A 12772-nucleotide genomic window follows, 5' to 3' on the forward strand; every position below is an offset into this window, starting at 1 on the left:
TCAGAGGTTTTTATTTTGGTATTTTTACCGTATTATTTTTTCACAAATTTAGTGGTGCTCTTCTCTTCTTTATTATTGATTGTAATAAAGTAGATTCCTTTAACCAGTGTTCTTACATTAATTTTACCCTCTCCTATGGTTCCTTTTGCAATCACCTGTCCCGGAGCATTGAAAATTTCATAAGAAGCGTTTGAAGAAACATTCATGACATTCAATACATCTTCTACCGGGTTCGGATAAATCTTAACAGATTTGGTACTTCCAGCTTCAGAAACAGCCAATAGACTGGATACAGTAGCCTGCTTCGCTGCGTAGAAAACATTTCCGATTGCAGAAACTCTCAGGTGAATTGTTTTTCCGGCTAAAGATGCAGGAATGAAAACACTTGCCGATCCGTTATTTGGTACTGATGCTGCCAGATCACTCCAGGTTACTCCACCATCTTCTGTATAATCAATTTTAACATTCGCTACATTATACGGAGAAGCTGTAGTTCCGGAAACCGTCCATGCAATAGTAGAGTTTGCATTAGGAGTCAGTGATGTTGTATTAACGGTAAACGCAGCCGCATTCCCTACAACGACAGTCTGTGTAGCATAAGCAGTCTGAGCCTGTCCTCCCGGTTTATTATCTCTTACCGTTACCCGGAAGTTTGTTGTTCTTGCTACTGTACTGGCAGCTTCAAAATCTGTTGTATTTTTTACAGCACCGCCAAGCACGGTAGCCAGTTTTGGAAAATATCTTGTAGGACTTGCAGTAGGTGCCCAGGATCTGAAATTCGCTCCTGAACTTGTATTTCCAATATTATTTTTGGTTACTCCATTGCCTAAACTACTTGGATTTACCTGTTCCCAGCAATAGGTCAGTGCATCTCCATCCGGATCTGTAGCTGATGCTGTTAACACAAATGCTGTAGATTTCGGAATGGTATAAGTAGTAGGCATTGCTGTAACCACAGGTGGGTTATTGGTAATCGGAGTTTCAATATCTGCTGTTACAGAAGCAAGATTGGTCTGTACCTGCTCAATACTTACATTATGAAAATACACATCGGAATGCTTTTGTACATCTGTATTTGGACCTGTAATTCCGGCATATCCCATGATGGTAGACCCTGAACCTGGTTCTACTTCCTGATTCAGAAAATTTTCGTAGAAACTGTATGTATGGGAATCTCCCAATTGATGTCCGATTTCATGCGCTACAAAATCAATATCAAAAGCGTCTCCACTTGGTGGTAATTGAGCGGTACTGTTTTGGTTCCATGTTCCACCAGCGTAATAATCTATTCCAGGGGAAGTATATCCACTTCCTTTATAATTGCCTGGAGAAGGTGAGTTTTGACAATTAGGATCAATACTTGTAGAGGTATCATTACTTCCGATACAACCGATGCAACCGGCACTTCCACCGCCACCTGTTGCTCCAAATAAATGTCCTATATCAAAATCTGCATCTGTAACACCGTATGCTCCTCCATGTAATGTATTCATCAATTCATTATTCCATTTGCACATAAGACTGGACTCGCTATAAGGATCATTGGCAGCATCCGTAAATATCAGGTTGGGAGCATTAATCGCATTAACATGTACATTAAATTCTTTTTCAAGTACACCATTCACTCTTGATAAGGTAGCATTTATTTGGGTAAGAGCACCTGCTGCCCCTCCAAAGAAAGCAGTATATTCCCCTGTTACAGACATTGCCAGTCTAAGGGTATGGAATGTTTTATTATTTGATTTTGCTGTAGATCCGGAGTTCATAAGCTTCTGCATTCTGGCAACAGCTTCTTTATCTTCTTTTGTATTACACACAAATGCATGTCCGTTCTTATTAGTCTTCCCATGAACGGAATAATAAGACTTATCAGACGTTGCAGGTTCTATAAATTCATATTGCCCGTCGGCACCAATAATCATAGACTGGAAATCATTGGGAGCAACGCTGAACCGGATGTATTTGGTTGGATCATCAGTTCCAATCCCTACATAAGAGCCCAACTGGTATTTATTAGCCAAAGCTTCATCCATAACGGGAAAACTGTTGACTGTAAATTTTTCTATTTTTCCATCAAGAGTAGGAATATTGATAGTGATGGGAGAACCTTCACCTATTTTAGGAGCTCTTAGCAACTGCGTTCTTATCTGGTCAATATCAAGCTGGTAGTAAACAGAACGATCACTCTTTTTTATTATTTTCTGTTGAGGCAACCCTCTGCTCCATTGTGCATTTGCTGATATTGCGAACAACAATACTGGCAAGCAAAATAATTTTGTTTTCATATATTTTTTTCAATAAATGTAGATATTTATCAAAAAAAATACTAAAAATCAGATGAAAAATCAAAAACAAGCCCGAAAACCACCATAACACCCATTAAAAAATTAAAAATAAACCACAATATTTAAAATATTAAGAAAATTTTTAATCAATTCTATTTTTGTTCCCGCTTTTGCAGCCATTCTTCATGTTTTCTTTTGAAGAATTCATATTTGTAATCCTGGTTTCTTTGTGCCGCATCTATGGAATGAGATGTATGAATATCGGCATCTTTTTTGGCAAGCTGCCCCAGTTTTTCATAATAGATGTGGAGCTGATCAAGTTCTGCTTCTGTAAGGTCTTCAATATCTACAATACGGTTGCTTGCTTTTTCATGAGCGGCAATGAGTTCATTCAGTTTGATCTGTATGGCTTTGGAATCTTTGTTCTGAGCTTTCTGAATCAGAAATACCATCAGGAAGGTAATGATTGTTGTTCCGGTATTGATGACAAGCTGCCAGGTTTCAGAATAATCGAAAAAAGGTCCGGAAACTGCCCATATTACTACAATAAGAAAAGCGCCCATAAAAGCATATGGACTTCCTGTAAATTTTACAGCCCAGTTTGAAAATTTTTCAAAAAAACTATGGTTCTTTTTTTCCATGATTGTCATTTTATAGAGTGATTAAATGTATAAAATTAACAGGAATCAGGAGTCATAAATACAAACAAAAACATTAAGACAATACTACTGTCTTAATGTTTTCTAATTAAAATTGATATGAATGTTTGAAATATATTATTTGATTTTTCCTGAAAAACGATTTTCAAGGTTTTGTTTTTCTTCTGCTATCATGCTTTTACCGATGTGAGGAGGTGAAAAAACTTTTGGATAATATGTATTATTCCAATGCTCCTTCCAGGGTGAAATGTTACCCCAAGAATACATACTTGTAGGATTTTTATAATGTTTTTCAATATTTTCTCTTGCTGTTTTCAGTTCTTCTTCAGACAAATGTTCTTCGGAACATGAAGCTAAACCAGCTGTGGCAATCAATACTAAGAATACTGTTTTGGTAATTTTCATTATATTTTTTTGATTTAGAATTTATAGTTTACCTGTACAGCAAAGTTTCTAGGCTGAATCTGATCAATGTATCCACCTCTGAAATAAGAATTATATCCTACTGAATCAAAGATGTTATTGAAGAATCCTCTTAATCCTAATCCATTTTTGAAGGAATATCCTATCTGGGCATCTACCGTAGTATATTGCGGCATGAAGAAAGGTTTTTCTCCTGGCTGAGTTCCATTCACATGGCCATTTTCTGTATTGGTATATTGTTGTTTATAGTCATCTACTGGTCTTTGTCCAACAAAATAGATTCCGGCTCCTACGTCAAGGCCTGTTAACATCCCTGTATCGAATTTATAATTCAGCCACGCATTAGCAGAATGCTTAGGCGTATTAATAGGTGCTGAACCATTCACAAATGAAGGGCTGTCTTCATATTGTGCATCCACATAAGCCCATCCCGTCATCACTTGTAGGTTGGGAAGAATTTTACCTATCAATTCAACTTCAACACCCTGTCTTTTTAAGTTACCGGCAAGGGCATATTTTCCGGTAGGATTTCCGCCATCAAGAAGTTCATATGATAAATTATCTGTCTTGATATCAAAAAGCGTTACATTAAATCTTAATCTTTCATTCAGCCAGTCTGATTTAATTCCAGCCTCCCATTGTTTTGTAGTAGATGCTCCTACAGTCCCTCCGTTGAACAATACATTATTGGAACTTCTCAACGCAGTAGTGCTTGTATAGGAACCAAATATGTTCATATTTTCAATCGGAGAAATCATAATCCCCAGTGAAGGATTCCATGCGTAGTCTTTTTCTTTATCTGAGCCAATGAGTCTGCTGTAACGAACTCCTAAATGAGCTTTAATATACTTATTAAAAGTAATGACATCCTGTGCCATTAGCCCCATTGTAGGTGCTACTGTGTTAATAGCATTAGCCGTTGATAAGTCTATATTAACTCCCGCAGGAAGAATATTGTTGATTTCATTCAGGACATTGATCTGGTCAACATCTTTAGCTTTATACGAAGTGGTTGTAACATTAGATTCTTTCCAGTCAAAACCTACCTGAAAAGTATGTTTCATGAATCCTGTCATGACATCGGCTCCAATAAAATCGAACTGAAATACTTTATTTAAATCCTCTCTATCAGATCGGGTTAATGTTCTGTTACGGAACTCTGTGGGATTATCTCTCTTTAAAGGAGCCAGCGCTGCACCTACAATTTCAGTCTGATAAGATGAGCTCATATAAGCCGCCCTTAATTTCAATTTCTCAGTCAGCTTTCGTGTAACCGTTGTTGAGAAGTTGAATGTTTCAGTCTTTGCCTTATCTGTAGAAAATCCAAGGAATTTTCTTCCCGGCATTTTATATATTGCCTCAGTATCTCCTTTGGCAAGGTTTACAGTTCCTCTATCCGGTGTTGTATTGTTATGCATATAATCCATTTCCACCACAATCTCAGTTTTATCGTCCGGACGGATGGCAATGGATGGATTTACGTAAATACGCTCTGTATTAATAAATCTTCTGAAGCTATTATTATTTTGGTACGCTGCGTTTAGTCTGACAGCAACTTTCCCCTGAGAATCTAATACTCTCTGGAAGTCAACTGTTGGTCTATAGAAATCCCAGCTACCGTATCTGAAGCCAACATTAGTCTGATTGATAAATTTAGGAACTTTAGTGACCACATTAATCACTCCACCTGCAGAACCTAAACCGTCACCTATTCCCTGTGTAACAGCCGCAGATCCTTTAATTATCTGAATACTTTCTATTCCCTGCATATCAGTAAGCATTCCTGCAGTACGGAAATCAGAATCCATCTGAACCCCGTTCTTTAAAACCGGAACTCCTCTGTATCCTCTGATAGACATACTTTCTCTGGTTCCGCCGTAGCTACCGAATTGAGTTACTCCAGGAACATTCTTTGCAACGTCTGTAACCGTTAACCCTCCTAGATCCTCAATTACTTTATGGGAGATTACTGAAATACTCTGAATCTGATCTCTGGTTTTTAATGGCAATCTTGTGATTGTCTCCAAACCTTGTGGTTGCTTTTTTCTTTCACCGAATAATTCTACTTCGTCAATTTCCTTCGACTTTTTAATAGAATCATTAACTTTCTGTGCATTTACAAAAACCCCACCTAACACAAGCAGAGAAAAGGATACTACTTTATTCATCTGATAATTTTTTGCAAAATTATTATTTTTATTCATTCTAAATAAATAAACAAGAGTGACATATGTCACCTGAAAAAGAAGTATTAATATCAGATCATTAATCTTATCCTAAGACCCATTATAATCTCCAAACAGATTCATAACATCATTAAAGGTTATTTCTCCAACGCCTTTTATGGTTATAGAAAGTACAATGCAAAAAAAAGCAGATTTGATGGTTTTACAATCTGCTTTTGATCGTTTTAATTCCGTTAAGTAATCGCTAAAAAAAATCCGTCCCTAAAAAGGAACGGATTTGTATAATCATTGCAAAGTATGCATTTATCACACTTTAATTTCAACGTCTACACCTGAAGGAAGTTCTAATTTCATTAGAGCATCAACAGTTTTAGAAGAAGAAGAGTAGATATCCATTAGTCTCTTGTGAGCTGAAAGTTGGAACTGCTCTCTTGCTTTCTTGTTTACGTGCGGAGATCTCAATACTGTGAAGATTCTCTTATTCGTTGGCAATGGAATTGGACCGTTTACAACAGCACCAGTAGCCTTTACCGTTTTTACGATTTTCTCAGCAGACTTGTCTACCAAGTTGTAATCGTAAGATTTTAGTTTTATTCTGATTCTTTGTGACATTTCTTTAATTTAAAAATTAACCTTTTGCTTTAGCTATGATTTCTTCAGCAACGTTTTGTGGAGTAGCTTGGTACTTCTCTAATTCCATAGAAGAAGTAGCTCTTCCTGATGAAAGTGTTCTTAGAGTAGTTACATATCCAAACATTTCAGAAAGTGGAACAGAACCTTTGATTACAACAGCACCGTTTTTCTCTTCCTGACCACTGATAGTACCTCTTCTTTTGTTAAGGTCACCAATGATGTTACCCATATATTCTTCCGGAGTTACAACTTCCAGTTTCATAATAGGCTCCATAATTACTGGCTTAGCAGCACGTCCCGCTTCTTTAAATCCTAATTTAGCAGCCATTTCAAATGAAAGAGCATCAGAATCCACCGCGTGGAAAGATCCGTCTTTAAGAATAACTTTAATACCTTCAACTTCGAAACCAGCCAAAGGACCGTTTTTCATTGCAGCTTTAAAGCCTTTTTCAATTGCAGGAACAAATTCTCTAGGAACGTTACCACCTTTGATCTCATTGATGAATTCTAAACCAATTTTACCTTCTTCTGCAGGTCCTAGTTCAAATACAATGTCAGCAAATTTACCTTTACCACCAGATTGTTTTTTGTAAACTTCTCTGTGTTGAGCAACTTTTGTTAAGTTTTCTTTGTACTCTACCTGAGGTTGTCCTTGGTTTACTTCAACTTTAAACTCTCTCTTCATACGGTCAACAATGATATCTAAGTGAAGCTCACCCATACCAGAGATAATCGTTTGTCCAGAAGCTTCGTCAGTTCTAACCGTAAACGTTGGATCTTCTTCAGCCAATTTAGCTAGAGCGTTACCCATTTTATCCTGGTCAGCTTTAGTTTTAGGCTCAACAGCAATACCAATTACCGGATCAGGGAAAACCATCGATTCAAGAACGATTGGGTTTTTCTCGTCACACATTGTATCACCAGTTTTGATAGACTTGAATCCTACCGCTGCACCAATATCACCAGCTTCAATATATTCTACTGGGTTTTGCTTGTTAGCGTGCATCTGATAGATTCTAGAGATTCTTTCTTTATCTCCTGAACGAGTGTTCAAGATATAAGAACCAGCATCCAGTCTTCCAGAGTATGCTCTGAAGAATGCTAATCTTCCCACGAACGGGTCAGTAGCAATCTTAAATGCTAGAGCAGAGAAAGGCTCATCTACAGATGGCTTTCTTGTAATTTCAGCATCTGTTCTTGGGTCAGTACCTTTGATATCATCTTTATCCAATGGAGAAGGCAAGTATTTACATACTGCATCCAACATAAACTGTACTCCTTTATTCTTGAATGAAGAACCACAAGTCATTGGGATAATAGATAAATCGATAGTAGCAGCTCTCAATGCAGCATTAATTTCTTCTTCTGTAATTGAATCCGGATCTTCGAAGAATTTCTCCATCAAAGTTTCGTCATATTCAGAAACAGCTTCTACTAATTTCTCTCTGTATTCAAGAACTTCATCTTTCATGTCTTCAGGAATTGGCACTACTTCGAAAGTAGCTCCTTGTCCTGCTTCATCCCAGATGATCGCTCTGTTTTTAATTAAGTCAACAACACCTTTGAAATCTTCTTCAGCACCGATTGGTAAAACGATTGGAACTGCGTTAGATCCTAACATTTCTTTAACCTGGTTTACCACGTTAAGGAAGTCAGCACCTTGTCTGTCCATTTTGTTTACAAATCCCATTCTTGCAACTTTGTAGTTGTCAGCAAGTCTCCAGTTTGTTTCAGACTGAGGCTCTACTCCATCTACTGCAGAGAATAAGAATACCAATCCATCCAATACTCTTAAAGATCTGTTTACCTCTACTGTGAAGTCAACGTGTCCCGGTGTATCAATGATGTTGAAGTGGTAAGGTTTAGTATCAGCAACAGGTTTTCCTTGATCTGTTGGAAAGTTCCAAGAACAAGTGGTAGCTGCAGAAGTAATAGTAATACCTCTTTCTGCTTCCTGCTCCATCCAGTCCATTGTAGAAGCACCATCGTGAACTTCTCCAATTTTGTGGTTTACCCCTGTGTAGAATAGAATCCTTTCTGTAGTGGTAGTCTTACCTGCATCAATGTGAGCAGCGATACCAATATTTCTTGTAAATTTAAGATCTCTTCCCATTTCAGATTAGAATTTGAAGTGTGAGAAAGCCTTGTTAGCTTCCGCCATTTTGTGAGTATCAGATTTCTTTTTGAAAGCAGCACCTTCTTCTCTTGAAGCAGCTACAACTTCGTTAGCTAATTTCAAAGCCATAGACTTATCATTTCTAGCTTTAGAATATTTGATTAACCATTTCATTGCCATAGAAATTTTTCTATCAGCTCTGATTGGCATAGGGATTTGGAAGTTAGCTCCACCTACTCTTCTAGAACGTACTTCTACGTGAGGCATTACATTTGTAAGTGCATCTTTCCAGATTTCAAGTGCAGTTTTTTCGTTATCTCCTTTTTTAGTTTCTACGATCTCTAATGCATCATAGAAAATTTTGAATGCGATAGACTTCTTACCGTCTAGCATTAAGTTGTTTACGAATCTCGTTACCAATTGATCATTAAATTTCGGATCTGGTAACAACGGTCTTTTTTTCGCTTTTGTCTTTCTCATTGCTTTTGTACCTTATTTAATGATTATTTTTTCTTTCCTTTTGCAGGAGCAGCAGCTGCTTGTCCTGGTTTAGGTCTCTTAGCTCCGTACTTAGATCTTCTCTGAGTTCTTCCATTTACACCAGCGGTGTCTAATGCACCTCTTACGATGTGGTAACGTACTCCCGGTAGGTCTTTCACCCTTCCGCCTCTAACCAATACTATCGAGTGCTCTTGAAGATTATGTCCTTCGCCCGGGATATAGGCGTTAACTTCTTTACCGTTTGAAAGTCTTACCCTTGCTACTTTTCTAAGTGCAGAGTTAGGTTTCTTAGGTGTAGTAGTATATACTCTCGTACATACTCCACGTCTTTGTGGACAAGAATCAAGGGCAGCCGATTTGCTCTTCTTGGCAAGCGTGGCTCTTCCTTTTCTTACTAATTGTTGAATAGTAGGCATTTAATTGCTTTTTATTTTAGGGTGCAAAAATAGTAATATTTTTTTAATCTGCAAATACTTATATAAAAATTAAAATCAAATACTTACATCCCAAATCAATCACATTTCATAAGTACCATTATGGAAGTACAATCTACATGCGGAAAAGAGACAGAAAAATTTATATTCCGGAGCTTTAAAAATGGATATTAAATAATTATGAAATTTATCTTTTTAAAGATGATGTATAAAATTTTTCATTGTAAACAGATTCCGGACTCCTTCTCCGATATATCCAAACTATATTTAAAAACTTTCTTATAGTTATCATCTATTAATAATCAGAGGTGTTCGGCACGATATTTCGTAAATTTGAAGTACACAAAATAATAAACGATCTATCACATCCACAAAGCTTCTTCCTACACTTAATAGAAGCTGTGATTGTATACGACCATAAAAAAATAAATATATACATATGAAAAACGCAAGTATTATTGGCCTTAAAGAAGCCGACTGCAAAAACATTTCAGAAAAATTAAATGTACTGTTAGCGAACTATTCTGTATTCTATCAGAACACCAGAGGTTCTCACTGGAATATTAAAGGAGAACAGTTCTTCATCCTTCACCCAAAGTTTGAAGAATTGTATAACAGTCTGGTTTTAAAGATTGATGAAATCGCAGAAAGAATTCTTACCCTGGGAGCTACTCCTGCACATAATTATTCTGATTATTTAAAGGTGGCAACCATTAAAGAAAGTAAAGAAGTGACAGACGGTACTAAAAGTGTTGAGCAGATTCTTAATTCATTTAAAGTAGTCATTGATCTCCAGAGAGAACTTTTAGACATTACAGATAAAGCTGGAGATGAAGGTACCAACTCTCAGATGAGCGACTATATTACGGAACAGGAGAAAGAAGTTTGGATGTACAATTCTTATCTTGGAAAATAACTCCATCAAAAGCATGGAAATATTTCAAAAAAATCGCCTTACATTTAGGCGATTTTTATTTTTTATTTTTATATTTGCGTTAAAATTACACATATTATGAACGGCGTAAGATTAAATTCTATTCTCGATAATGATTTCTATAAAATAACCATGCAGAATGCAGTGGTAAAACTATTCCCGGGTTCTATTGTAAAATATGAATTTATCAACAGGGGAAAACACCACTTTCCGGATGGATTTGATGCAGCTTTAAGAGAGGCCGTTAATAAGATGGCTGAACTTAAACTTACGAAAGACGAAAAAAAGTTCATGGCGAGAACCTGTCCTTATATAGATCTTCCTTATCTTGATTTTTTAGAAGGGTATCATTATGATCCATCCGAAGTAAAAATACATCAGGAAGGAGGCGATCTTTCTGTTACGGTGGAAGGTCTTTGGTACAGAACCATCCTTTGGGAAGTTCCATTGCTTGCACTGATCAGCGAGCTGCATTATGAAATGAACCACATGGAAAGAGATTCTAATGAGGTCGTAATGAGCAAGACGATAGAAAAAGCAGATTCACTAGGCAGACTTGGAGTAACATTTGCAGAATTTGGAACCAGAAGAAGACATTCTTATAAGGTACAGAATCTGGTGATGGAAGCTTTGACCCAGAAAAAAGAGTCTACCTTTATAGGAAGTTCAAATGTTCATTTTGCTATGAAGTATGGCGTAAAACCTATCGGAACACACGCACACGAATGGTTTATGTTCCATGCTGCTGAATATGGATTCAAAATGGCCAATGAAATGGCACTGGAACATTGGGTAGATGTTTACAGAGGTGATCTTGGAGTAGCCCTGTCTGATACTTATACTACTGATGTTTTCTTCCAGCAGTTTGACAAAAAATTTGCAAAACTTTTTGACGGGGTGCGTCATGACAGTGGTGATGCTTTAGAATTTGCAGACAAAACCATTGCACACTATCAAAGAAATGGCATCAATCCTATGTTTAAATATATTATTTTTTCTGATGCATTAAATCTTGAAAAAGTAGAAGAAATCACCAATTACTGCAGAGGGAAAATTGGGATCTCATTCGGAATCGGAACCAACCTTACCAATGATGTGGGATTAAAACCAATGAACATTGTGATGAAACTCATCGGTGTACAGGCTCCCAATAAAGAATGGATTCCTACCGTAAAACTTTCTGACGAACATGGTAAATATACAGGCGATCCAAAGATGATTGAACTGGCGAAAGAATTTTTAAGAATAAAAGATTAAAATAAACTCATCTGAACAATAAGATAAACCTCGTATCCATCGAGGTTTTTTTGTATCATGCCTTCATTTGAAATTCAATTCAGAAATCTTTAAGATTTTATTATATTTATCAAAATAAAACAAGATGAAATCAAGAACTTTACTCATCGTAGGTCTCCTCCTATCAGCATTATCTATTGCTCAGGAAAAGAAAGCAGATAAACCTAAATACAATCAGGAACTGGCTACATCTTTAGGGGCTGACAAATATGGAATGAAACCCTATACTATTGTCATGCTGACAACAGGTACCGCTAAGATTGAAGATAAAGCCAAAATGGGCGAACTCATGAAAGGTCACATGACCAATATCGGGAAACTGGCTGATGAAGGTAAAATTGTTGTCGCCGGACCTTTCCTCGAAAAGAATAAAGAAAACTACCGCGGTATGTTTATTTTCAATACCAAATCTAAAGAAGAAGCCGAACAATGGGTAAAAACAGATCCTGCAGTTCAGGCTGGTGTTTTCAGTTATGAAATATTCCCCTGGTACGGTTCTGCTGCCCTGCCTTTGTATCTTAAACATCATGATGAAGTTGCAAAAGAAAATCCTTAATAAACAAGAAATCCCTCAATTGAGGGATTTTTTATTAATCAAAACAGATATACGGTTTTCTTGGGGGATAACAGCAATAAGGATTACTGCAGAATATGTATCCTGCCGGACAACCTCCATCTACGGGTGCCTCACAAGCTAATGCCGCACCACCCAAAACAGTTTTTAACTCTTTTCTGTTTAAGCTTTTTAGATTTTTCATGATTAATTTAGTTTAATTTAGTTTCCTACTCTTGAAGATTTTCGGATTCCTCTTTTTATTTCTCTTTATATGGAATTAAATATACGGTTTATTTTTAAAAAATTCTGAATTTCAGATCATTATCATTAAAAAAACAATTATTTTAAGAAATACATCTTGTCACAATGAATTAATTTAATTATTTTAGCTCAAAAGCAATATAACTTACATAACTCACTGTAAATAAGTGATAAACCAATATCATAATTAAAAATTAAACCATGAAAAAGAACTTAACAAAACTTTTAAGAACAGATTTGAAAAATGTATTCGGAGGAACTCTTTATCCTGCAGAATGTCCCGGAGGATGCCACGGTGAAGGCATGATCAGATGTCCTGACGGCACCACTACTATGACTAATTTTATATGTATGGGAGGAACCTGTCAACCGGCAGCCATGTGCAAACCATTGGTTCTTGAACCTTTTCCAGATCCGATTACCATCACCCCGTAATCTGATAAATTAAAAAAGAGACTGTTTTCTGACAGTCTCTTTTTTTTACAATT

The 12772-nt window shown here is 36.6% G+C and carries 13 protein-coding genes; 4 read left to right on the forward strand and 9 right to left on the reverse strand.

Translation table 11 applies throughout. The annotated features are described in order from the left end of the window. Window positions 1-32: 32 nt before the first annotated feature. The 8 genes from ODR02_RS03850 to rpsL form a co-directional block, all read right to left on the reverse strand. The gene (locus tag ODR02_RS03850; RefSeq protein ID WP_309511657.1) at window positions 33-2285 is read right to left on the reverse strand and encodes a zinc-dependent metalloprotease; all 2253 of its coding nucleotides are present in this window, start codon (window positions 2283-2285) and stop codon (window positions 33-35) included. A gap of 152 nt (window positions 2286-2437) precedes the next feature. Next, window positions 2438-2926, reverse strand: coding sequence for a low affinity iron permease family protein (locus ODR02_RS03855; RefSeq protein WP_309511658.1), 489 nt, complete (start codon window positions 2924-2926; stop codon window positions 2438-2440). Window positions 2927-3061: 135 nt separating this feature from the next. Next, entirely contained in the window at window positions 3062-3349 is a 288-nt protein-coding gene (locus ODR02_RS03860; protein WP_209786173.1) for a hypothetical protein, read from the reverse strand. 14 nt (window positions 3350-3363) lie between these two features. After that, window positions 3364-5535 carry a TonB-dependent siderophore receptor gene (locus tag ODR02_RS03865; protein WP_309511659.1) on the reverse strand — a complete coding sequence of 724 codons (2172 nt, stop codon included), beginning with the start codon at window positions 5533-5535 and terminating at the stop codon, window positions 3364-3366. A 324-nt stretch (window positions 5536-5859) separates the two neighbouring features. After that, entirely contained in the window at window positions 5860-6165 is a 306-nt protein-coding gene (gene rpsJ / locus ODR02_RS03870; protein WP_002661363.1) for a 30S ribosomal protein S10, read from the reverse strand. A 16-nt stretch (window positions 6166-6181) separates the two neighbouring features. Beyond that, window positions 6182-8299, reverse strand: coding sequence for an elongation factor G (fusA, locus tag ODR02_RS03875; protein WP_105683319.1), 2118 nt, complete (start codon window positions 8297-8299; stop codon window positions 6182-6184). Window positions 8300-8305: 6 nt separating this feature from the next. Continuing rightward, entirely contained in the window at window positions 8306-8782 is a 477-nt protein-coding gene (rpsG, locus tag ODR02_RS03880; protein ID WP_034694654.1) for a 30S ribosomal protein S7, read from the reverse strand. Between the two features lie 23 nt (window positions 8783-8805). Next, complete coding sequence (gene rpsL, locus ODR02_RS03885) at window positions 8806-9219, reverse strand: 30S ribosomal protein S12 (RefSeq protein ID WP_002983146.1); 414 nt, start codon at window positions 9217-9219, stop codon at window positions 8806-8808. Window positions 9220-9676: 457 nt separating this feature from the next. On the opposite strand from rpsL, the gene ODR02_RS03890 reads away from it, so the two are divergent. The 3 genes from ODR02_RS03890 (at window position 9677) to ODR02_RS03900 (ending at window position 12023) form a co-directional block, all read left to right on the forward strand. After that, complete coding sequence (locus ODR02_RS03890; protein ID WP_309511660.1) at window positions 9677-10153, forward strand: Dps family protein; 477 nt, start codon at window positions 9677-9679, stop codon at window positions 10151-10153. 96 nt (window positions 10154-10249) lie between these two features. Further along, window positions 10250-11428 carry a nicotinate phosphoribosyltransferase gene (gene pncB / locus ODR02_RS03895; RefSeq protein WP_209786175.1) on the forward strand — a complete coding sequence of 393 codons (1179 nt, stop codon included), beginning with the start codon at window positions 10250-10252 and terminating at the stop codon, window positions 11426-11428. 124 nt (window positions 11429-11552) lie between these two features. Continuing rightward, window positions 11553-12023, forward strand: a complete 471-nt coding sequence (locus tag ODR02_RS03900; RefSeq protein WP_209786176.1) for a YciI family protein — start codon at window positions 11553-11555, stop codon at window positions 12021-12023. 34 nt (window positions 12024-12057) lie between these two features. On the opposite strand, the gene ODR02_RS03905 is transcribed toward ODR02_RS03900, so the two are convergent. Further along, complete coding sequence (locus ODR02_RS03905) at window positions 12058-12225, reverse strand: bacteriocin-like protein (RefSeq protein WP_156121331.1); 168 nt, start codon at window positions 12223-12225, stop codon at window positions 12058-12060. 260 nt (window positions 12226-12485) lie between these two features. Between ODR02_RS03905 and ODR02_RS03910 the strand changes: the two genes are divergently transcribed. Further along, a complete protein-coding gene (locus ODR02_RS03910; protein WP_209786177.1) occupies window positions 12486-12719 on the forward strand; it encodes a hypothetical protein in 234 nt (77 codons plus the stop codon). The last annotated feature ends 53 nt before the right edge of the window (window positions 12720-12772 follow it).

The sequence above is a fragment of the Chryseobacterium sp. CFS2 genome (assembly GCF_036543225.1).
Taxonomy (GTDB): Bacteria; Bacteroidota; Bacteroidia; order Flavobacteriales; family Weeksellaceae; genus Chryseobacterium; species Chryseobacterium culicis_A.

What these genes read in the sequence shown, in the direction of transcription:
- ODR02_RS03855 (WP_309511658.1), bottom strand. Translation starts at nt 2,926, where the DNA reads ATGGAAAAAAAGAACCATAGTTTTTTTGAAAAATTTTCAAACTGGGCT.
- ODR02_RS03865 (WP_309511659.1), bottom strand. Translation starts at nt 5,535, where the DNA reads ATGAATAAAGTAGTATCCTTTTCTCTGCTTGTGTTAGGTGGGGTTTTT.
- fusA (WP_105683319.1), bottom strand. Translation starts at nt 8,299, where the DNA reads ATGGGAAGAGATCTTAAATTTACAAGAAATATTGGTATCGCTGCTCAC.
- ODR02_RS03850 (WP_309511657.1), bottom strand. Translation starts at nt 2,285, where the DNA reads ATGAAAACAAAATTATTTTGCTTGCCAGTATTGTTGTTCGCAATATCA.
- ODR02_RS03890 (WP_309511660.1), top strand. Translation starts at nt 9,677, where the DNA reads ATGAAAAACGCAAGTATTATTGGCCTTAAAGAAGCCGACTGCAAAAAC.
- rpsJ (WP_002661363.1), bottom strand. Translation starts at nt 6,165, where the DNA reads ATGTCACAAAGAATCAGAATAAAACTAAAATCTTACGATTACAACTTG.
- rpsL (WP_002983146.1), bottom strand. Translation starts at nt 9,219, where the DNA reads ATGCCTACTATTCAACAATTAGTAAGAAAAGGAAGAGCCACGCTTGCC.
- pncB (WP_209786175.1), top strand. Translation starts at nt 10,250, where the DNA reads ATGAACGGCGTAAGATTAAATTCTATTCTCGATAATGATTTCTATAAA.
- rpsG (WP_034694654.1), bottom strand. Translation starts at nt 8,782, where the DNA reads ATGAGAAAGACAAAAGCGAAAAAAAGACCGTTGTTACCAGATCCGAAA.
- ODR02_RS03860 (WP_209786173.1), bottom strand. Translation starts at nt 3,349, where the DNA reads ATGAAAATTACCAAAACAGTATTCTTAGTATTGATTGCCACAGCTGGT.
- ODR02_RS03905 (WP_156121331.1), bottom strand. Translation starts at nt 12,225, where the DNA reads ATGAAAAATCTAAAAAGCTTAAACAGAAAAGAGTTAAAAACTGTTTTG.
- ODR02_RS03900 (WP_209786176.1), top strand. Translation starts at nt 11,553, where the DNA reads ATGAAATCAAGAACTTTACTCATCGTAGGTCTCCTCCTATCAGCATTA.
- ODR02_RS03910 (WP_209786177.1), top strand. Translation starts at nt 12,486, where the DNA reads ATGAAAAAGAACTTAACAAAACTTTTAAGAACAGATTTGAAAAATGTA.